Raw genomic sequence first — 19,740 nt, forward strand, 5'->3', positions numbered from 1 at the left:
CCATGACTACCGAACGCACCCGCAACCTCCTGGTCCTGAACGGCCCCAACCTGAACCTGCTGGGCACGCGCGAACCCGCGGTGTACGGGACGGACACCCTGGATGACGTGGAAGCAGCCGCCGTCGCAGCCGCGCAGGTGCACGGCTGGACGGCGGACTGCATCCAGTCCAACCATGAAGGGGACCTGATTGACGCCATTCACGGGGCTCCCGGCCTGGCCGATGCGATCATCATCAACCCCGCCGCCTACAGCCACACGTCGGTGGCGATCCGCGACGCACTCTCCGGTGTGGGGCTCCCCGTGGTGGAGGTTCACCTGAGCAACATCCACAAGCGCGAAGAGTTCCGTCACCACTCGTTCGTCTCCGCGGTGGCGGAAGTGGTGATCTGCGGAGCAGGGATCGCCGGCTACCGGATGGCCGTGGACTATATCGCTGCGAAGCTGGACGGCGCCGGGGACGCTACTCGCTGATGCACTCCCCCGGGGAAACGGCGCTGCGGTAAGTCGGGGCGGCCTCCGCGATAGGGCCCAGCTCAGCGAGGGACAGGGCGTAGCCAATGGGCTGGTCTCCGGTGGTCTTGGCGAAGACCACTCCGGCAACCTGTCCGTCGATGTCCAGCAGCGGGCCGCCGGAGTTGCCCTGCTGGACGTTCGCGGCCAGGGTGTAGACCTCCAGGACCTCCGGGGATGTTCCGTAGATGCTGCGGACGGACACATCGCCGAGGTTCTGCACGACGGCAGCCTGAAGCCGGAAGGGCCCGCCTGCCGGATACCCCGCAAACCCCGCTGTTGTTCCCGCGGGCAGTTCGGTGCCCAGCGCCAGAGGCTTGGCGTCCAGGTTATCCACCGCAATGACCGCGAGGTCCCGGGCCGGGTCAAAGTGCACAACCCGCCCGGGCAGCACGCCCCCTCCGGGGACCTGGACCACCGGTTCGCTCACTCCTGCCACGACGTGGGCATTGGTTACGACCCTGTCCTTGGCCACCACGAACCCTGACCCCGTCTGGTTCTGACCGCACTGGAACGCGGTGCCGGTGATCTTCAGGACCGAGGACGATGCCTCGGTCAGGGCCTCGGAGCTGATGCCCTCGGCGGGAAGCTCAACGGTGTCAGGAGCTGCGCCGTCGAAAATGCGCGGCAGTCCTTCATCGAGGGTGATGGAACGCACCTGCGCCGCCACCGTCTTCACGGCGTCAGGCGTCACCGAATCGATGGTCATTAGGACCTTCGAGGAGGCGATCTGCTGGGACAGGAAAGGCATCCCCAGCGTGCCGATGCTGAACGCCAGCATGGACATCACCACGGCAGCGACAACAACGTTCAGGGCACCGCCGAGGATCCGGTCCAGCGCGCGCAGCGGTGCGAAGTTGAACCAGCGGCGCACGCCGCCGCCAAGCGCCGCGCCGGCCGCGTGGCCTACCAGAACCAGCACGACGGCGGTCGCGATCACTGCTGCGAGCCGCCAGCTTTCATCCGGCACCCAGCCCGAGACCAGCGGGATGGCGAAGAACGCGGCTACGGCGCCGGCCACGAAACCGACGATTCCGCCGAGTGTGACCGCGAGGCCGTTGCGCAGGCCGGCCAGCAGGTAAAAAAGCAGCGAGAGGCCCAGGATGATGTCCAGAACGGTGAATCCGAGCACAAAGAGCTCCAATATGGTGTACGTACGCGTGCGGCTGCCGGTCAAGAGCCCCTTTGCTTTCCGAGTCTAGCGGCCACCGGGAACGATTCCATCGGCGTGTAATCCTGCGCACATTAGGCAGGCTTTTTATCATCCGTGGGCGAACAGAGCTATTACGGCTGTCACATGCCCGTTCGGTGCGGCAAGATAGTAGAAGCGACAACTATTAACAGGAGATTTCATGGATATCGAGGTATTGCGCCGCGCGCCTTTGTTCGCCTCACTGGGAGACGACGTCTTCGCTGCTTTGACCGACGAGCTCACCGAGGTCGATCTGTCCCGCGGAGCCTCTGTCTTCCGCGAAGGTGACCAGGGCGACCAGCTCTATTTCATCGTGTCCGGAAAGATCAAGCTGGGGCGTTCGGCCCCCGACGGGCGCGAGAACCTGCTGGCCATTCTCGGCCCGGGTGAGCTGTTCGGCGAGATGGCCCTTTTCGACCCGAGTCCCCGCACCGCCACGGCCACCGCGGTGTCCGAGACCCGCCTGGCCGGACTGCGCCACGAGAACCTGCGTGCCCTGATTGAAACGCGTCCGGAGGTATCCGTGCAGCTGCTGCAGGCGCTGGCCCGCCGCCTGCGCCGCACCAACGAGTCCCTGGCGGACCTCGTCTTCTCCGACGTTCCGGGCCGCGTGGCCAAGGCGTTGCTGGACCTCGCAGACCGCTTCGGCCGCCCGGCCACGGACGGCATCCTGGTGGCCCACGAGCTGACCCAGGAAGAATTGGCCCAGCTGGTGGGCGCTTCCCGCGAAACCGTGAACAAGGCGCTGGCCGAATTCGTCCAGCGCGGCTGGCTGCGGCTGGAGGCACGCGCCGTCGTCATTCTTGACGTCCAGCGCCTGCGCCAGCGCTCCCGCTGACCCTTCCCGGCATCAAGTAAAGCGGCACCGTCTTCGCCCCGGAGGACGGTGCCGCTTTACTCTTGGCTTGCGCGGCGGTTCAGCGCCCGCGGTGCCCGGATCCTTCCGCGGCGTCGACGGCGGTCACCCGCAGGGCGTACCCGGCGTCGGTTTCAACGAGTTCGGGCTGGAAAACCTCGTTCGCGCGGCGATGCGCCAGGTAGGCAATGCAGCCCCGCGCCTTTGCCAGCTTTTCGATCATCAGCGCCACAGCCGGAACCGTGAGCTGCTCCAGCGTCAGTCCAACCGTGTCCGGCTGGGCAACTTCGTCACCGAGAGCCGTGGTGGCTGCGCGCTCATTTTCCACCGCTGCCGCGCGCCATTCGCCCCAGATTCCCTTGGTCTCCAGGAGGGAGGTTTCCTGGCCCAGCGGCTGGACGGCGGCAAAGTAGCGGGTGTCGAAGCGGCGCAGCGCGAAATCCGCCGTAAGCCAATGGCTGAGCGGCCGCAGCAGGTCGCTGCGCAGGCCGAGTCCGCGGCGGGCCAGCAGTTCGGGGAAAGACTCGTCACCGGCGGCGATGGCGACCCGCGCAGCCATCCACTCCGGCCCGCGGTTGCTTTCCAGGAGCGTGGACCCATCAGGTCCGGCCAGCAGCACGCCGGTCTCTTCGAACAGTTCCCGAGCGGCGGCTACGACGTGCCGGCGGGCGTCCTGGGCATCATCCATCCCCAGGGTCTTAGCCCATTCAGCGGGAGAAGGACCGTACCACTCGACGGGATCTCCGTCGGCTTCTTCCAGGCTGCCGCCGGGGAAAGCTATCCTCCCCAGCGGAGATTCGCCCCGGCGGTAGCGCAGGAACACTTCGGCTCCCTGGCGGGAGTCGCGCAGCAGCAGGACCGACGAGGCCGCCCGCGGCTTGCGGGCGCTACCTTCACCGCGCTCAAACCAGCTTTGCGCTGCGTCCAGTTGCCAGGGCGGCAGCTGGAAATGACGGGTAGAGACGTTAGGCAAACTCTGCGATCACTTCCACTTCCACCGGCGCGTCCAGCGGCAGCACCGCCACGCCGACGGCGGAGCGGGCGTGGCTGCCCGCTTCACCAAATACCTGTCCCAGGAGCTCGGATGCTCCGTTGATGACGCCGGGCTGGCCGGTGAAGGACGGGTCGGAGGCCACGAACCCTACAACCTTCACGATCCGGGTGACCCGGTCCAGGTCCCCGATCTGCGCCTTGATGGCGGCCAGGGCGTTCACGGCGCAGCGCGCGGCGTACGTCTTCGCGTCCTCGGCACCCACGTCCGCGCCAACCTTGCCCGCGGCCGGCAGCACACCGTCAACGAAGGGCAGCTGGCCGGAGGTGTATACATGGTTCCCGCTGACGACGGCGGGAACATAGGCTGCCACCGGTGCGGCGACCGGGGGCAGCTCCAGGCCGAGTTCGGCCAGGCGCTGCTCGACGGCGGAAACCGCCTCCGGGGCAGTACCCATCAGGCCTTCTCCCGCTTCATGTAGGCCACTGAACCGGTGCCGTTGGGGGCCGGGGTGATCTGCACCAGCTCCCACCCTTCTTCACCGTGCATGTTCAGCACGGCGCCGGGGGTGTGCAAAGGCAGCGGTGTAATGAAGTATTCCCATTTGCTCATGATCCAAAGACTAGCGCGTGCTTGTAGACTGATCCGCATGGCAGCTCGCAAATCTCCTTTTTTTGACACGGCTACCACTCTGGGCAAGATTGTGGCCTTCTTTGGAGTGAGCACTTTATGCGGCGTCCTTGCCGCCGGGCTGCTGGTGCCGGCCGCTGCTGCCGCCGGGACGGCGGCCTCCGGATCCATCCAGTTCTTTGATCAGCTGCCCTCCGAGCTCAAGCGCGGGGCCCTGGCTGAACCGTCCCGGATTTACGCGAACGACGGATCTCTGATCGCCACCCTGTACGAGGAGAACCGCCAGCCGATCACGCTGGACGAAGTTTCCCCCCACATGATCGACGCGATGCTGGCCATCGAGGACGACCGCTATTACGAACACGGCGGCGTCGACCTGCAGGGCATCTTCAGTGCCGTCGTCTCCAATGTCACCTCGGACCGGACCCGCGGCGCTTCCACCATCACGCAGCAGTACGTGAACAACGTGATCATTGATACCAACCTCCAGGAAGGCGGGGAGGTGGTCTTCAGCGGGCAGAAGACCGTCGGTGACAAGCTGCGCGAAATCAAGCTGGCCATTGCCGTGGAGAAGGAACTCAGCAAGGACGAGATCCTGGAGGGCTACTTCAACATTGTTCCCTTCAGCGGAACAACCTTCGGCGTGCAGGCAGCCTCCAAGTACTTCTTCAACGTCGATGCCAAGGACCTGAGCATTGCGCAGGCCGCACTGCTGGCCGGCGTCGTCAACGGACCCACTTTCTACAGCCCGGAACTGAACCCGGAGCGTTCCCTCGCCCGGCGCAACCTCGTGCTGGACGCCATGTTGGACAAGGGCAGGATCACCCAGGAAGAGCACGACGCCGCGGTTGCCACCGGCCTGGAACTGAACCTGACACCGGTCCTCAACGGCTGCGTCGGCGCCGAACAGGCACCCTACTTCTGTGACTACGTCAAGCAGCTGGTGCTCAACGACGACCGCTACGGGGCCACGCCCGAGGACCGCAACAAGCTGCTCTACCGCGGCGGGCTCAGCATCACCACCACACTGAACCCCACCCTGCAGAACGCAGCGCAGGCAGCGATCAACGAGACCGCCAACCCGGATACAACCGATGCGGAGATCGGCCACTCGATGGTCAGCGTCGAGCCCGGCACCGGCAAAATCCTGGTGATGGCGCAGAACACCCGGTACACCCCTGAACTGGCACCCGGAAACTCCGTGCAGAACTTCAACGTGGACGCCTACCAGGACGGTGATCCGAACAAGATCCTGAACGGCCTCGGCGGGTTCCAGCCCGGTTCTACGTACAAACCGTTCACCGTTGCTGCGTGGCTGGACGCGGGAAAGACGCTGAACGCCCAGCTGAACGGCAACAAGCGGACCTATCCTGCCGGCCACACCTGGAACGCCAGCTGCCTGCCCGGCGGCCGTTACGCCATCCTGGATCCGTGGACTCCGATCAACTACGGAGACACGAACTACCGCAACACAACCGTGCTGGAGGGCCTGGCCCAGTCCCTCAACACCATCACGCTGGCTGAGGCCAATGAGCTGGACCTGTGCAAGTTCCAGCAGATGGCCTTCGCCTCGGGTGTGCACAACGGCAAGAGCGCCTCCGGTGAACGCGAGATGCTGGCCGTGAACCCGCCGTCGACCTTCGGCGGCGGCGGCGACGCCTCGCCGCTGTCCATGGCGACCGGCTTCGCGACCTTCGCCGCCGACGGGCTCACCTGCGAGCCCCGCGCACTGGTGTCGGTAAAGAGCAGCGACGGGACTGAATACCCGGTCCCGGAGCAGAGCTGTGAACAGGTCATGCGCAAGGAAGTAGCCCAGGGCGTCAACGTGGCCACCCAGCGCGTGATGACCAACGGCTCCGGCATCAACCTGCAGGTAGGCGTGCCCACAGCCGGCAAGACCGGTACCAATGACTACCGTTCCCAGACCTGGTTCATGGGCTACAGCACCGGACTCTCCACGGCCTCCTGGATCGGTAACTGGAAAGCCAACAACACCACCATGTCCGAGAAGCTGATTGGCGGCCGGACCTACCCGGAAATCGACGGCTCACTCATTGCCGGCCCGTCGTGGAAGAACTTCATCCAGCGGGTTCCGGGCCAGTACGGCGCCGATCCGTTCCCCGCACCGCCGGCCAACATTGTTGGCCAGGCTCCTGCCCCGCGGCCCGCACCCAATTCTCCCGGCCCCAACCGGGACAGCGGCAACAACTCGGGCAACCAGAACAACAACGGCAACAACGGCAACAACGGCAACGGCAACCAGAACGACGACGACTGACCTTGGCGACCAATAACCCGGTTACCCCGGTCCTTCGATCCGCCGCGTGGACCGCCGGCAGCCTCGCGGCTGCCGGCGCCGCGGCCCTCGCCTACGGTGCCCTCATTGAACGGAACCTCTTCGGCATCCGCACCGAGTCGGTGGCAGTGCTGCCTGCGGGCAGTAAACCGATGCGGGTCCTTCACCTCTCGGACATCCACTATGTTCCCGGCCAGGAGCGCAAGACCCGCTGGCTGCAGTCCCTCGCGGACCTTGAACCGGACTTCGTGGTCAATACCGGGGACAACCTGAGCCATCAGCAGGCGGTGCCCCCGCTGCTGGAAGCGCTCAAACCCCTGATGCGGTTCCCCGGCGTATTCGTTCCCGGCTCCAATGACTATTACGCGCCGGTGCCCAAGAACCCGTTCACGTACTTCACCTCACCGTCCAAGCTGCGGAAGGACCCTGCCAAACTGCCCTGGGCAGACATGTTCACGGCCTTCGGCAACGCCGGCTGGATCGACCTGACCAACAGAAACCAGTCAGTGGTCCTGAACGGACTGCGCCTGGACTTCTCCGGCGTCGACGATCCGCACCTCAAACGGGACCGGTACGCCGGATTCCCCGCCGGGAGTTCGACGTCGGACTCTGCCCGGCACCTGCGCGTCGGCGTCGCACATGCCCCGTACCAGCGGGTGCTTGACTACTTCACCGACGGCGGCGCCCAGCTGATCCTGGCGGGACACACCCACGGCGGGCAGGTCTGCATTCCGGGATACGGTGCCCTTGTGAGCAACTGCGACCTCCCCACCTGGCGGGCCAAGGGCCTGACGGACTGGGAACATAACGGGCGCACGGTGCCGCTGAATGTCTCGGCGGGCATCGGTACGTCCCGGTTCGCACCGGTGCGGTTCGCCTGCCGCCCGGAAGCCGTGCTGCTGACCCTCACTCCCCGCGAACCCCTAACGAGATGACAGAAACTGCGCGTTAGACCCCGTCTTTCGTGCACTTTCTGCCATCTCGATGGGGAAGGCCGATTCGGGACGGCGGCGTCGTGCGGCGGGGGTGCCGTGGCCTAGGATTGAGCGGTATCCGGCCCGCACCGCTCGGCGCGGACCTCTCGACCTCGAAGAGGATTCATGCCCCCGCAGACATCATTGTGGCAATCCCTGGGGCGCCTGTACCCGCACATCAAGCCGATCCTTCCGCGCCTGTTCCTCGGCTTCCTCTGCGCAGTTGGGGCCAGCGTCGTTGCGCTGGCCATCCCGCAGGTACTGCGTGTCCTGGTGAATTCCTATCTGTCCCCCGGCGGCGCGGTCACTGCGCTGTGGTGGGCCACCGGAATCGTGCTGCTGCTGGGCACGCTGGAAGCGGTGTTCATGGCGCTGCGGCGGCAGTTCGCCGTCGCACCGTCCACACTCGTTGAAACCAGCCTGCGGACGTCCTTTTACCGCCATCTGCAGGATCTGTCCGTAGCGTTCCACGACCGCTGGGGCTCCGGGCAGCTGCTCTCCCGCGCCATGAGCGACCTGAACCTGATCCGGCGCTGGATGGCATTCGGCGCGCTGATGCTGATCGTCACGGCGCTGACGGTGATAATCGGCGTGACCATCATGTTCTTCACCGCCTGGCAGCTTGCGATCGTGTTCCTCCTCGCTGCCGTGCCCATCATCGTTTACGGCTTCAAGTTCCGCCGCTTCTACGGCCGGGTGTCGCGGCAAAGCCAGGACCAGGCCGGCGACCTGGCCACCACAGTCGAGGAATCGGTGCACGGCATCCGTGTGCTGAAGGCCTTCGGCCGCAGTTCCGAGGCACTGGACGCGTTCGAGGAGCAGGCCGAGGGCCTGCGCCAGACCGAGGTCTATAAGGCCAATTCGCTGGCCAAGTTCTCCCTGGTAGTAACCCTGCTGCCCGAGGCCGCGCTGGCGGTCTCGCTGGTTCTGGGTATCCTGCTGGTCAATGACGGCCAGATCAGCATCGGCGCGCTGGTGGCGTTCTTCGCGACCGCCGCTGTTGTGGCCGGGCCGGTGGAATCCATGGGTCCGCTGCTGTCCATGACGCTGACTGCGGCCACCGCGATCGACCGGCACTTTGAGGTTATGGACGCCAAACGCACCATCACCGATCCGGAGCGTCCGGTGCAGCCGACGGAAGTCCGCGGCCGGCTTTCGTTCGAGGATGTGCACTTCGCCTACCCGGATGCCGCACCGGAACGCCGGGACGTGCTCGACGGCGTGAGCCTGGACCTGCGTGCCGGCGAGACTATGGCGCTCGTCGGAATCACCGGCAGCGGAAAGTCCACGCTGCTGCAGCTGGTCCCCCGGCTGTACGACGCCACGGCCGGGCGCATCCGGATCGACGGCGTGGATGTGCGGGACTACCCGCTGCGGGAACTGCGCCGCATCGTTTCGGTTGCCTTCGAGGAGACCACCCTGTTCTCCAGCTCGGTCCGGGACAATGTGCTTCTCGGCGCGGACGCCGGCAGCGACGCCGAAGCCGAAGACCTCCTGCGCGAAGCCCTTGACGTGGCGCAGGCCCAGTTCGTCTATTCGCTGCCCGACGGCGTGGACACCCTGATCGGGGAGGAAGGGCTCAGTCTTTCCGGCGGTCAGCGCCAGCGAGTGGCCCTGGCCCGTGCCATTGCTGCCCGGCCCACTGTGCTGGTTCTGGATGATCCGCTCTCCGCGCTGGACGTGCGCACCGAGGAACTGGTGGAGCACCGGCTCCGCGAGGTCCTGGCAGAAACCACTACCCTGGTCGTCGCCCACCGCCCCTCCACAGTTTCCCTGGCGGACCGGGTAGCCCTGATGCAGGACGGCAGGATTGCCGCAGTCGGAACCCACGCCGAGCTGCTGGCAGAGAATGAGCACTACCGCCACGTGATCGCCAGCCTGCCGGCCTCGCCGCAGGACCTGGACAGCGGACTCGAAGATGAAAGCGAGGTTCTCCGGTGAGCCGGTTCAGCATCCGCCGCGCCGGGGCGCCACTCCCGGACCAGGCACAGGCAGGCAACGCCGTCGGCACGTCCGGAGAAGACAACCTGGACCTGGACCGGGAGCAGAACCGGGCCGTCCGGCGTCGTTCGCTGTCCCTCCTCGCCTCCCTTGTCCGTCCCAACCGCGGCCGGTTCATCTTCACCATCGCACTAGTGGTGTTCTCCCAAGCCGCCCGCGTCGCCGGGCCTGCGATCATCGCCTTTGGCATTGACCATGCCCTGCCTGCCCTGCAGGACGGCAGTTCCCTGCCGCTGCTGGCGGCCGGCGGCACCTACCTGCTCGCCGCGGTCCTGGCAGCCGGGCTGACGGCAGGCTACGTCCGGTCCACTGCACAGCTAAGCCAGGCGATGCTGCTGGACCTGCGGCTGAGGGTTTTCCGGCACACGCAGCGGCTCAGCCTGGAGTTCCACGAGCGCTACACCTCGGGCCGGATCATCTCCCGCCAGACCTCGGATCTGGAGGCACTGCGCGAACTGCTGGACTCGGGTATCAGCTCCCTGGCCTCGGGTGCCATGTACATGGTCTTCGTGGCCGTCAGCATTTTCGCCCTGGATTGGCGCACCGGCGTGCTGCTCTGCGTGGCGTTCGTGCCGATGTTCCTGCTGACCCGCTGGTACCAGAAGCGTTCCCAGCTTGCGTACCGTGCTTCCCGGGTGACCTCGGCGAAGCTGATCGTGCACTTCGTTGAAACGATGACCGGCATCCGCGCCGTGAAGGCGTTCCGCCGGGAGACCGTCAACGCCGAGAAGAACGACGAGCTCGCTGAGGACTACCGCCGGGCCACCCTGCGCTCCATCAACCTCAACGGCGTGTTCCAGCCCGGCCTGATCTTCATCGGCAACGCGACCGTGGCTGTGGTGCTGCTGGCGGGCGGCTACCGCGTGCTCGATGGCGGGCTTGAAGTCGGTGCGCTGCTGGCCCTGCTGCTCTACGCCAAGCGGTTCTTCCAGCCGGTGGACCAGATGGCCATGTTCTACAACTCGTTCCAGTCCGCTTCCGCGGCCCTTGAAAAGGTATCCGGTCTGCTGGAAGAAGTCCCGACCGTGCGTCCGCCCCGGCAGCCGGTGACACTGCGGGACGCTGCAGGAGACATAAAATTCGACGGCGTGGAGTTCCGTTACGGGGACGGCCCGCTGGTCCTGCCCCGCCTGGACCTGCACATCCCCGCCGGGCAGACCGTGGCCCTGGTGGGCCAGACCGGCGCCGGCAAATCCACCCTGGCCAAGCTGATCGCCCGGTTCTATGACCCGTCGGACGGCGCGGTGCTGCTGGACGGGGTGGATCTGCGGAACCTCACGCAGAGGGACCTGCGCCGCGCCGTCGTCATGGTGACGCAGGAGGCGTTCCTGTTCAGCGGCTCGGTGGCGGAGAACATCGCTCTGGGCAAGCCCGGGGCATCACGGGAAGAGATCGAAGCGGCAGCCCGGGCTGTAGGCGCCCACGACTTTGTTGAGTCCCTGCCCGAGGGATACGAGACCGACGTGAACAAGCGCGGCGGCAGGGTCTCCGCCGGTCAGCGCCAGCTCATCAGCTTTGCCCGCGCGTTCCTCGCGGACCCCGCGGTGCTGATCCTCGATGAGGCAACATCGTCCCTGGATGTGCCCAGCGAGCGGCTGGTGCAGCAGGGGCTGAAGACCCTGCTGGGCAACCGCACCGCGCTGATCATCGCCCACCGGCTGTCCACGGTCGAAATAGCGGACCGGGTACTGGTCATGGACGCCGGCGTTGTGGTGGAGGACGGCACGCCCTCCGGGCTCACCAGCGGAAACGGACGCTTTGCGGCGCTCAATGCCGCATGGCAGGACTCGCTCGTGTAACCCGCAGGCCGCTGCGGCGCTGATTTCGCGCTCCCGCAGGTTGTCGAGTACACTTGTAAAGTTGCTTGGCCGGGAGGGAAACCTTCGGATAAGCAGTGGTTACGGGGTGTGGCGCAGCTTGGTAGCGCGCGTCGTTCGGGACGACGAGGTCGCAGGTTCAAATCCTGTCACCCCGACCAAAACAGGAAAGGACCCATCGTTTTCGGTGGGTCCTTTTTGCTGTGCCGGCGCGTATGCTCTGGAGCATCTCCCACCAAGGCACCAGGAGATCCCATGGCTGTCCGCGTTGACCTGAACATCTCCCTTGACGGCTATGCCACCACCACGGACCAGACTCCGGAGAACCCCTTCGGGAAAGACTGGGGCCGGCTGGTTGGACCCTACACAGCCACCCGCACCTTTCAGGAACGGGTGCTGCACCAGCCCGGAACGGGAACCACGGGTGTTGATGACAAATATGCCGCCGCCTACTTCGAGGGCATCGGAGCCGAAATTATGGGAGCCGGGATGTTCGGCCTGCACAACTTCCCGGATGACCCCGGGTGGAGGGGCTGGTGGGGCGACGAGACTCCGTTCGATTACCCGGTCTTCGTCCTCACCCACTCCGCCCGGGCTCCCATCGACCTGCCCGACGGCACCCGGTTCGAGTTCCTTGCCGCCGCGCCGCAGGAAGCCCTGGACCGGGCCCTGGACGCCGCCGGCGGCCGGGATGTGCGGATCGGCGGCGGACCAACGGTCGTTAAGGCGTTCCTCGAAGCAGGGCTGGTGGACCGGATCCACGTGGGCATCACGCCGATCCTGCTGGGCCGCGGCGTCAACCTGTGGGAGGGCCTCCGTGGCCTGGAAGACGGCTATGAGGCCAGTTCGGAAGCAGCCGACGACGGCGTCACGCACCTGACATTCTCGCGCTAGTGCACACCACCCACCCGTAAAACGGCCCGGGAAACACCTCGGGAAACACTGCAGGCCCCGGGGAAACCCGGGGCCTGCAGTGAACAGCTGAGTTTAGGCGAAGCTCTTTCCGGTCAGCCGCTCGTACGCCTCGACATACCGGGCGCGGGTGCGTTCGACGACGTTCTCGGGCAGGGCCGGCGGCGGGGTATCCGCTGCCTTGTCCCAGCCGGACTCGGCCGAGGTCAGCCAGTCCCGGACGTACTGCTTGTCGAAGGAGGGCTGTGCCTTGCCGGGTTCGTACAGGGACGCGTCCCAGAAGCGCGATGAGTCCGGGGTCAGCACCTCATCGCCCAGGGTGACCAGGCCGGTGGCCGGATCCAGGCCGAACTCCACCTTGGTGTCAGCCAGGAGAATTCCGCGGTCCCGCGCAATGGCCTCAGCGGTGGTGTAGATCTCCAGGGTCAGGTCCCGGATCTGCGCTGCCGTGCCGGCACCCACTGCGGCCACAACGGCGTCGTAGTTGATGTTCTCATCGTGCTCGCCTACCTCCGCTTTGGCAGAGGGAGTAAAGATGGCCGGTTCGATCCGCGAGCCGTCCACCAGCCCCGCGGGCAGCGGGACGTCGCACACGGTCTGCGACTGCCGGTACTCAGCCAGTCCGGAGCCGGTGAGGTAGCCGCGGGCAATGGCTTCCACGGGGTACATTTCAAGCTTCCTGCAGATCATGGCCCGGCCGGCGACTTCTGCCGGCACACCCTCTTCCGCGGAAATAACATGGTTGGGGACGTTGCCCAGCTGGTCGAACCACCACAGGCTCAGCTGTGTCAGGATCCGGCCCTTGTCCGGGATGACACTGGAGAGGACGTGGTCATAGGCGCTGATCCGGTCGCTGGCCACAACCAGCACCCGGTCCTGCGCGGCGTCCGGGCCGGCGGGTACGTACAGGTCCCGTACTTTGCCGGAGTAGATGTGGTTCCAGCCATTGAGCTGCGGGGCGGTGCTCATGCCAGATCCTCTTCGCTGCCGGCGCCGGCGCTGCCGGCCGGAACCAGGATGTCGCCCCGCTCGGCCTTCAGGGCAATGTCGCTCCGGTGCTGGGAACCCTCAAGCTCAATGGCGTCCACTCCCTGGTAAGCGAGTTCCCTCGCCTGCGACAGGTTCTCCCCCAGCGCAACGACGGCAAGGACCCGCCCGCCGGCGCTCACAATCTCATCGGCCTCGACGGCAGTGCCGGCATGCAGGATGTGCACGCCCCCGATCGCCTCGGCTTCCACCAGCCCCAGGATCGGATCCCCGGTGCGCGGAGTGTCCGGGTAGTTTTCGGACGCGACGACGACGGCGACTGCCGTGCGCGCGTCCCACTTCAGCTGCTCCATGGCATCCAGTTCACCCTTGGCGGCAGCCAGGAGCAGGCCGCCGAGCGGAGTCTTCAGCCGGGCCAGCACAGCCTGGGTTTCCGGATCGCCAAAACGGGCGTTGAACTCGATGACGCGCAGTCCGCGGGAGGTCAGGGCCAGGCCGCAGTACAGCACGCCGACGAAGGGGGTGCCGCGCGAGGCCATCTCATCCACGGTGGGCTGGGCCACGCGGGCAATGACGTCATCCACCAGGTTTGCCGGTGCCCACTCCAGCGGGGAGTAGGCACCCATACCGCCGGTGTTGGGGCCCTCGTCGTTGTCGAAGATGCGCTTGAAGTCCTGGGCCGGTGCCAGCGGCACCACATGCCGTCCGTCGGAGAGAACAAAGAGGGAGACCTCCGGGCCGTCCAGGAACTCTTCGATGACCACTGTTCCACCGGCATCGAAGCAGGCGAGCGCGTGGGCAAGTGCTTCGTCCCGGCTGGAGGTGACTACCACTCCCTTGCCGGCTGCCAAGCCGTCGTCCTTGACCACGTAGGGGGCCCCGAAGGTGTCCAGTGCGTCGGCGGCTTCGTCCGCTGTCGCGGCGACCCGGGCCATCGCGGTGGGTACGTTGGCTTCAGCCATGACCTGTTTGGCGAAAGCCTTCGAGGCTTCCAGCTGCGCTGCCGCCTTGGAGGGACCGAAGACCGGAATGCCGGCTTCCACGAGGGCATCTGAAACACCTGCTGCCAGCGGCGCTTCCGGGCCCACGACGACGAGGTCGGATTCCAGTTCACGCGCGAGAGCCGTTACGGCTTCCGGATCGCTGGCGTTAATGAAATGGACTGGCACTACCTGCGCGATTCCTGCATTCCCGGGAGCCGCGTGGACTTCGGAAACGTAGGGGTCGGCCAGCAGGGCCCGGACAATGGCATGTTCGCGGCCGCCGGGGCCAACAACGAGAACCTTCACAAGAGTTCAGAGTACTGGCTGGGATGCACGCCCTGAAAGCCGCCATGGCTCCGTGACGCGGCCGGCGGCGGCACGCGGGACGGGCGCCGGACTTCCGTACACTGGCAGTATGTCTGCCACCTTCGCTGCCTCCGATGCCGTCGAACTCGCTGTCCTGGAGCGCAACGGCTTCATTGAATCCCGCCACGTGGGTTCCGCCGTCGTGCTGTCCGGTGACGGGTCGGTGGTCACCGCCCTGGGCGACATCACCACGCCGGTGTTCCCGCGTTCGTCCCTGAAGCCGTTCCAAGCCGTAGCCACGATGCAGGCCGGCGTTCCGCTGCGCGGCCCGCAGGTGGCGCTGGCCGCGGCCAGCCACATCGGCGCGAAGGAACACACCGACGTCGTCCGTGGAATGCTTGAGGCCGCCGGAGTCACCGAAGAGGATCTGCAGTGCCCGGTGGACTGGCCGCAGGACGAAGAGGCCCGCACCGCGCTGATCCGCTCGGGCAAGGGCAAGCAGCGCATCGCCTTCAACTGCTCCGGAAAGCATGCAGCGTTCCTGTGGGCGTGCACCGAAAACGGCTGGGACACTGCCACCTACCTGGATCCGTCCCATCCGCTCCAGCAGGGAATCGCCCGGGTCATTGAGGATTTCTGCGAGGAGAAGCCCGCTCACTGGGCCGTTGACGGCTGCGGCGCTCCCCTGGCCGCAGTGTCGCTGACCGGGTTGGCCCGTGGAATCGGCAAGCTGGCCAAGGCACCGGCGGACAAGCACGGGGATGCCCGCGCGGCCACCGTAGCAACCGCCATGCTGGACTATCCCTGGGCCGTCCATGGCGCCGGCAGGGAAAACACGGTGGTCATGGAAGACCTGGGCATTATCGCCAAGAGCGGCGCCGAAGGCGTCCTGGTGCTCGGCACCGACACGGGGGCTTCAGTGGCCCTAAAAATGCTCGACGGCAACGGCCGCGCTGCCACCCTGGTGGGCCTGACGCTGCTCGCCGCCAGCGGTGCCATTGATCCGGAGGGTGTCTTCAAGGTCCTGGCCAAGACCGTTCCCCCGGTACTCGGCGGCGGCGAACCCGTGGGCAGCCTGCGCCTGGCCGCTCCGGTCACTGCACTGCTGGACTAGCGATGGCTCGGCGCAGGATTTCTTCGGCGGACGGCATGGCCGCGCTGAACGCAGCGGTGGCCGGCCCGACGGACCGGAACACTACCGCGACGGCGGTTCGCTATGCCCTCGAGGAGCTCGCAGAGCGGGTGCCGGGCAACTCGGTGGAGGTGCGGGTGCCGCCCTTCGGCGTCACCCAGTGCATTCCCGGCCCCCGGCATACCCGGGGCACTCCCCCGAATGTCGTGGAGACGGACGCCGCTACCTGGCTGGGGCTGGTGACCGGCACGCTGTCGTGGGCAGGTGCGGTGGCTGCCGGGAACGTCTCTGCCTCAGGGCTGCGCGCGGATTTGTCCGAGTGCCTGCCGCTGTTTCCGCGGCTTGCCGGCAGCGGGACAGCATAATCTCTACTGCCGGTAGAATTTAGGCATGACTTCCGAGCAGCACAGCCCCGAACGCCGCGAGATCACCATCCGCCGCGCTCCCCGCTTTGTCCCCTTTATGGCGCTGGGCGTGGTCGCTGCCTTCATTGTCGCGCTGGTCATGGCGTACACCGGGGACGAGAATCCGCAGTACACCCGGGAAGCCGTACTGGGATTCTTCACGGTGACCTTCGCCCTCCCGGGCGTGGCTTTGGGCTCCATCGCGGCGCTTGTCCTGGACCGGATCAGCATCCGCCGCTCCGAGCATGCAGTGGTTGAGGCAGCGGACGGCGAGCCCGACAGCACAGGCACCTCCCCCGCCGCGTAACGCTCTGTCCCTGAGCCTTTCGAACCCGGCGGGCGTGAGAGAATGACTTCCATGGCACGCGGTGACGGAATGCTTTCCCACGATCTCATGCCCGGCGAGAAAGGACCGCAGGATGCCTGCGGAGTCTTCGGCGTCTGGGCCCCCGGCGAAGAGGTAGCGAAGCTTACCTATTACGGTCTGTACGCGCTGCAGCACCGCGGACAGGAATCCGCGGGCATCGCTACAAGCGACGGCGGCCGGATCAGCGTCTATAAGGACATGGGACTGGTCTCCCAGGTCTTCGACGAAACCACCTTGAACACTCTCCTGGGCCACATCGCAATTGGGCACTGCCGGTACTCAACCACCGGCGCCTCGCACTGGGCGAATGCCCAGCCCACCCTCGGAGCGACCGCCGCCGGCACCGTGGCACTGGCCCACAACGGCAACCTGACCAACTCCGCCGAACTTTACGAAATGATCCTGGCCCGCCAGGGACGCCCCCGCTCGGGCGAAATCGCACAGGGCAACACCTCGGACACCGCCCTTGTGACGGCCCTGCTGAACGGCACTGACGGGCGTTCCCTGGAAGAAACCGCGCTGGAGCTGCTGCCCAAGCTGCGCGGCGCCTTCTCCTTCGTTTTCATGGACGAAGGCACCCTGTACGCGGCCCGCGACACCTACGGTGTCCGCCCGCTGGTACTCGGCCGGCTGAACCGCGGCTGGGTTGTGGCCTCCGAGGGCTCGGCCCTTGCCACCGTCGGTGCAAGCTTCATCCGGGAGATCAAGCCCGGCGAGTTCATCGCCATCGACGAGAACGGCATCCGCTCCCAGATGTTCGGGGAGCCGACGCCGGCCGGCTGCGTCTTCGAGTACGTGTACCTGGCGCGTCCGGATGCTTCCATCAACGGCCGCTCGGTGTACGAATCCCGGGTGGAGATGGGCCGCCAGCTGGCCCGCGAAAACGGTGTCGAAGCGGACATTGTCATTCCGGTCCCCGAATCCGGCACACCCGCTGCGGTGGGCTATGCAGAGCAGTCCGGCATTCCCTTCGCCCACGGGTTCGTCAAGAACTCCTACGTGGGGCGCACCTTTATCCAGCCGAGCCAGACCCTGCGCCAGCTCGGCATCAAGCTGAAGCTCAACGCCCTCGAATCCGTCATCCGCGGAAAGCGCGTGGTAGTCGTGGACGACTCGATTGTCCGCGGCAACACCCAGCGGGCGATCGTGCGCATGCTCCGCGAGGTCGGCGCCAAGGAAGTCCACGTCAAGATCTCCTCCCCGCCCGTCCAGTGGCCGTGCTTCTACGGCATCGACTTTGCTTCCCGCGCCGAGCTGATTGCCAACGGAGCCAAGGTTGAGGAAATCTGCACCTCGATCGGCGCCGATTCCCTCGCCTACATCTCGGCAGACGGGATGATCGGCGCCACCCAGCAGCCGCGCGAAAAGCTCTGCACGGCCTGCTTCACCGGCCGCTACCCCATCGAACTGCCCCCGGCAGACCGGCTGGGCAAGAACCTGCTGGAGACCCCGTCCGATGCGGACGGTTCCAACGGCTGCGATCCGGGACCGGACAGTGAATTCGAGACCCTCCTGACCCCAACAGACAAGAAAGAATCGGTATGAGCGCGAGCGAAAACGCCATCACCTATGCCTCCGCAGGGGTGGATGTCGAGGCCGGTGACCGGGCCGTCGAACTGATGAAGGCGGCGGTCAAGGCCACCCACAACGACTCAGTCCTTGGCGGGGTGGGCGGGTTCGCCGGGCTGTACGACGTCTCCCGGCTGCTGACCTACAAGAAGCCGCTGCTGGCGACCTCCACCGACGGCGTCGGAACCAAGGTAGCCATCGCCCAGGCACTGGATATCCACTCCACCATCGGGTTCGACCTGGTTGGCATGGTGGTGGACGACATCGTCGTCGTAGGCGCAGAGCCGCTGTTCATGACCGACTACATTGCCTGCGGCAAGGTGGTGCCGGAACGTATCGCGGACATTGTCCGCGGTATCGCCGCTGCCTGCGAAGTTGCCGGCACAGCACTGGTGGGCGGCGAAACCGCCGAGCATCCCGGCCTGCTGGGCGTTGACGAATACGACGTCGCCGGTGCCGCAACCGGCGTCGTGGAAGCCGCGGACCTGCTGGGTCCGGAGCGCGTGCGGGAGGGCGACGTCGTTATTGGCATGGCGTCCTCCGGCATCCACTCCAACGGCTACTCACTGGTGCGCCGCGTCATCAACCACGCCGGCTGGCAGCTTGAACGCCAGATCCCGGAACTGGGACGCACCCTCGGCGAAGAGCTGCTGGAGCCCACCCGTGTCTACGCAGCCGACTGCCTGGACCTGGCGCGCTACGCGCCCGCCGGAGTGCACGGCTTCAGCCATGTAACCGGCGGCGGACTCGCCGCCAACCTGGCCCGGGTCCTGCCCAAGGGTCTTGAAGCCACCGTTGACCGTTCAACCTGGGAACTGCCGCCGATTTTCAAGCTGGTCAGCGAACTCGGCAACGTACCGCTGCCGGACCTGGAGCGCACCCTGAACCTCGGCGTCGGAATGGTGGCGATTGTTGACGCCGCCGGTGCCGATGCGGCGCTGGAGCGCCTCGGCGAACGCGGCGTTCCGGCCTGGACCATGGGAACCGTCGGAGCTGTCACGGATTCCGAGGCGAACGATCCCAACTACGTGCAGGGCGCCAAGGGCGTCGATGGCGGAGCAGTCCGCCTGGTGGGCAGCTACGCCTAGCGTTTTGGGAGCGTACCTTCCCTCCATCCCCCATCGAAATCACAGAAACTGCCCGTATCAGCCTTGAAACGGGCAGTTTCTGTCATCTCGATGGGACGCGGGGGCCGGGCCGGCCGGGAATCCGGGATTGAAAACGCCGCCCTTAACGCCATTCAGCGGATCCACCGTGATGGTGATCCGCTGAAGGAGGGCAATTAATTTGCCGAAGAATGAGTTGCCGGCATCTATCCGATCCGGCGGGAACCCTCATCATCGTCGTCTTCATCGCCAAATTGATCTGCGTACTTATCCTCGTACGCCGAGTAATCCGGCTCGGCCGGTTCCTCGGGATATCGACTCGACGGACGGCTCGAGGGTCCTGACAGCTCACGCTGCAGGGCTGAGTAGTCCGTGGCAGGAGTGAAGTACTTCATCTCGCGTGCCTGCTTGGTTGCTTTTGCCTTTTGACGGCCGCGCCCCATGGCGTGACCCCCTTTTTGCGTCGATCCGGAGGTGGTCGCTCGGGCAGGAGAGCGAGGCCCCGGAATATTTGGTCAATTTGTCGTAACTACAGGTTACATGTTTTCCCGCTGGGTTGTGCCCCTCGGGACCCGCAGACGCACTCAACTTCCCAGTTTAGTCCTTCTCCCGTACAGGCGCGTACTGCGCCGCGACCTGCAAATTCGCTAAAGTCAGGGGGGAACAGATGCCGCGGGACACCTTTGCGGCCATGGACAGGGAGGA

19 protein-coding genes and 1 tRNA gene are annotated in these 19,740 nt (G+C 66.0%); 13 read left to right on the forward strand and 7 right to left on the reverse strand.

Features of this window, described 5'->3' with window-relative positions:
- Positions 1–2 precede the first annotated feature (2 nt).
- Positions 3–473: a type II 3-dehydroquinate dehydratase gene (gene aroQ / locus ITX31_RS08395; protein WP_194782953.1), complete on the forward strand. Its 471-nt coding sequence runs from the start codon at positions 3–5 to the stop codon at positions 471–473.
- Here aroQ and ITX31_RS08400 read toward each other — a convergent pair.
- On the reverse strand, positions 463–1,644 hold the full coding sequence (locus ITX31_RS08400) for a MarP family serine protease (protein WP_194783582.1): 1,182 nt from the start codon (positions 1,642–1,644) through the stop codon (positions 463–465). The two genes, aroQ and ITX31_RS08400, sit on opposite strands and share 11 nt — an antisense overlap.
- A 220-nt stretch (positions 1,645–1,864) precedes the next feature.
- On the opposite strand from ITX31_RS08400, the gene ITX31_RS08405 reads away from it, so the two are divergent.
- Positions 1,865–2,542: a Crp/Fnr family transcriptional regulator gene (locus ITX31_RS08405; RefSeq protein ID WP_055239104.1), complete on the forward strand. Its 678-nt coding sequence runs from the start codon at positions 1,865–1,867 to the stop codon at positions 2,540–2,542.
- A 79-nt stretch (positions 2,543–2,621) separates the two neighbouring features.
- Here the strand turns inward: ITX31_RS08405 and ITX31_RS08410 are convergent, their stop codons facing one another.
- The 3 genes from ITX31_RS08410 to ITX31_RS08420 are packed head-to-tail and all read right to left on the reverse strand — an operon-like array spanning position 2,622 to position 4,163.
- Positions 2,622–3,533 (reverse strand): NUDIX hydrolase, encoded by a 912-nt coding sequence (locus ITX31_RS08410; protein ID WP_194782954.1) that lies wholly within the window; start codon positions 3,531–3,533, stop codon positions 2,622–2,624.
- Positions 3,526–4,008: a RidA family protein gene (locus ITX31_RS08415; RefSeq protein ID WP_194782955.1), complete on the reverse strand. Its 483-nt coding sequence runs from the start codon at positions 4,006–4,008 to the stop codon at positions 3,526–3,528. Before ITX31_RS08415 ends, ITX31_RS08410 begins: the two co-directional genes overlap by 8 nt.
- Positions 4,008–4,163, reverse strand: coding sequence for a DUF4177 domain-containing protein (locus ITX31_RS08420; RefSeq protein ID WP_141653630.1), 156 nt, complete (start codon positions 4,161–4,163; stop codon positions 4,008–4,010). The genes ITX31_RS08415 and ITX31_RS08420 overlap by 1 nt, the downstream gene beginning before the upstream one ends.
- 37 nt (positions 4,164–4,200) lie before the next feature.
- Between ITX31_RS08420 and ITX31_RS08425 the strand changes: the two genes are divergently transcribed.
- The 6 genes from ITX31_RS08425 (at position 4,201) to ITX31_RS08450 (ending at position 12,163) form a co-directional block, all read left to right on the forward strand.
- A complete protein-coding gene (locus tag ITX31_RS08425) occupies positions 4,201–6,459 on the forward strand; it encodes a transglycosylase domain-containing protein (RefSeq protein ID WP_228529113.1) in 2,259 nt (752 codons plus the stop codon).
- 2 nt (positions 6,460–6,461) lie between these two features.
- A complete protein-coding gene (locus ITX31_RS08430; protein WP_228529114.1) occupies positions 6,462–7,412 on the forward strand; it encodes a metallophosphoesterase in 951 nt (316 codons plus the stop codon).
- Positions 7,413–7,577: 165 nt separating this feature from the next.
- The gene (locus ITX31_RS08435) at positions 7,578–9,392 is read left to right on the forward strand and encodes an ABC transporter ATP-binding protein (protein ID WP_194782957.1); all 1,815 of its coding nucleotides are present in this window, start codon (positions 7,578–7,580) and stop codon (positions 9,390–9,392) included.
- Between the two features lie 11 nt (positions 9,393–9,403).
- Positions 9,404–11,251 (forward strand): ABC transporter ATP-binding protein, encoded by a 1,848-nt coding sequence (locus tag ITX31_RS08440; protein WP_194783584.1) that lies wholly within the window; start codon positions 9,404–9,406, stop codon positions 11,249–11,251.
- A 102-nt stretch (positions 11,252–11,353) separates the two neighbouring features.
- Positions 11,354–11,430, forward strand: a tRNA-Pro gene (locus ITX31_RS08445).
- A 94-nt stretch (positions 11,431–11,524) separates the two neighbouring features.
- Complete coding sequence (locus tag ITX31_RS08450) at positions 11,525–12,163, forward strand: dihydrofolate reductase family protein (protein ID WP_194782958.1); 639 nt, start codon at positions 11,525–11,527, stop codon at positions 12,161–12,163.
- Positions 12,164–12,256: 93 nt separating this feature from the next.
- On the opposite strand, the gene ITX31_RS08455 is transcribed toward ITX31_RS08450, so the two are convergent.
- Together ITX31_RS08455 and purD are read right to left on the reverse strand one after the other, a co-directional pair.
- Positions 12,257–13,150: a phosphoribosylaminoimidazolesuccinocarboxamide synthase gene (locus ITX31_RS08455; protein WP_194782959.1), complete on the reverse strand. Its 894-nt coding sequence runs from the start codon at positions 13,148–13,150 to the stop codon at positions 12,257–12,259.
- Positions 13,147–14,457, reverse strand: coding sequence for a phosphoribosylamine--glycine ligase (gene purD, locus ITX31_RS08460; RefSeq protein WP_194782960.1), 1,311 nt, complete (start codon positions 14,455–14,457; stop codon positions 13,147–13,149). Before purD ends, ITX31_RS08455 begins: the two co-directional genes overlap by 4 nt.
- A 109-nt stretch (positions 14,458–14,566) precedes the next feature.
- Here purD and ITX31_RS08465 point away from each other — a divergent pair, with 109 nt between their 5' ends.
- Genes ITX31_RS08465 through purM form a run of 5 tightly spaced genes read left to right on the forward strand, consistent with a single transcriptional unit; the run spans position 14,567 to position 19,017 of the window.
- Positions 14,567–15,571, forward strand: coding sequence for an asparaginase (locus tag ITX31_RS08465; protein ID WP_194782961.1), 1,005 nt, complete (start codon positions 14,567–14,569; stop codon positions 15,569–15,571).
- A 2-nt stretch (positions 15,572–15,573) separates the two neighbouring features.
- Positions 15,574–15,954, forward strand: coding sequence for a sterol carrier family protein (locus ITX31_RS08470; RefSeq protein ID WP_194782962.1), 381 nt, complete (start codon positions 15,574–15,576; stop codon positions 15,952–15,954).
- A gap of 25 nt (positions 15,955–15,979) precedes the next feature.
- Positions 15,980–16,300, forward strand: coding sequence for a polysulfide reductase NrfD (locus tag ITX31_RS08475; protein ID WP_194782963.1), 321 nt, complete (start codon positions 15,980–15,982; stop codon positions 16,298–16,300).
- 51 nt (positions 16,301–16,351) lie between these two features.
- The gene (gene purF, locus ITX31_RS08480; RefSeq protein WP_194782964.1) at positions 16,352–17,905 is read left to right on the forward strand and encodes an amidophosphoribosyltransferase; all 1,554 of its coding nucleotides are present in this window, start codon (positions 16,352–16,354) and stop codon (positions 17,903–17,905) included.
- Positions 17,902–19,017 carry a phosphoribosylformylglycinamidine cyclo-ligase gene (gene purM / locus ITX31_RS08485; protein ID WP_194782965.1) on the forward strand — a complete coding sequence of 372 codons (1,116 nt, stop codon included), beginning with the start codon at positions 17,902–17,904 and terminating at the stop codon, positions 19,015–19,017. The genes purF and purM overlap by 4 nt, the downstream gene beginning before the upstream one ends.
- 224 nt (positions 19,018–19,241) lie before the next feature.
- On the opposite strand, the gene ITX31_RS08490 is transcribed toward purM, so the two are convergent.
- A complete protein-coding gene (locus tag ITX31_RS08490) occupies positions 19,242–19,478 on the reverse strand; it encodes a DUF3073 domain-containing protein (protein WP_091601863.1) in 237 nt (78 codons plus the stop codon).
- Positions 19,479–19,740 lie beyond the last annotated feature (262 nt).

The sequence above is a fragment of the Arthrobacter gandavensis genome, assembly GCF_015355785.1.
GTDB lineage: Bacteria > Actinomycetota > Actinomycetes > Actinomycetales > Micrococcaceae > Arthrobacter_B > Arthrobacter_B gandavensis_A.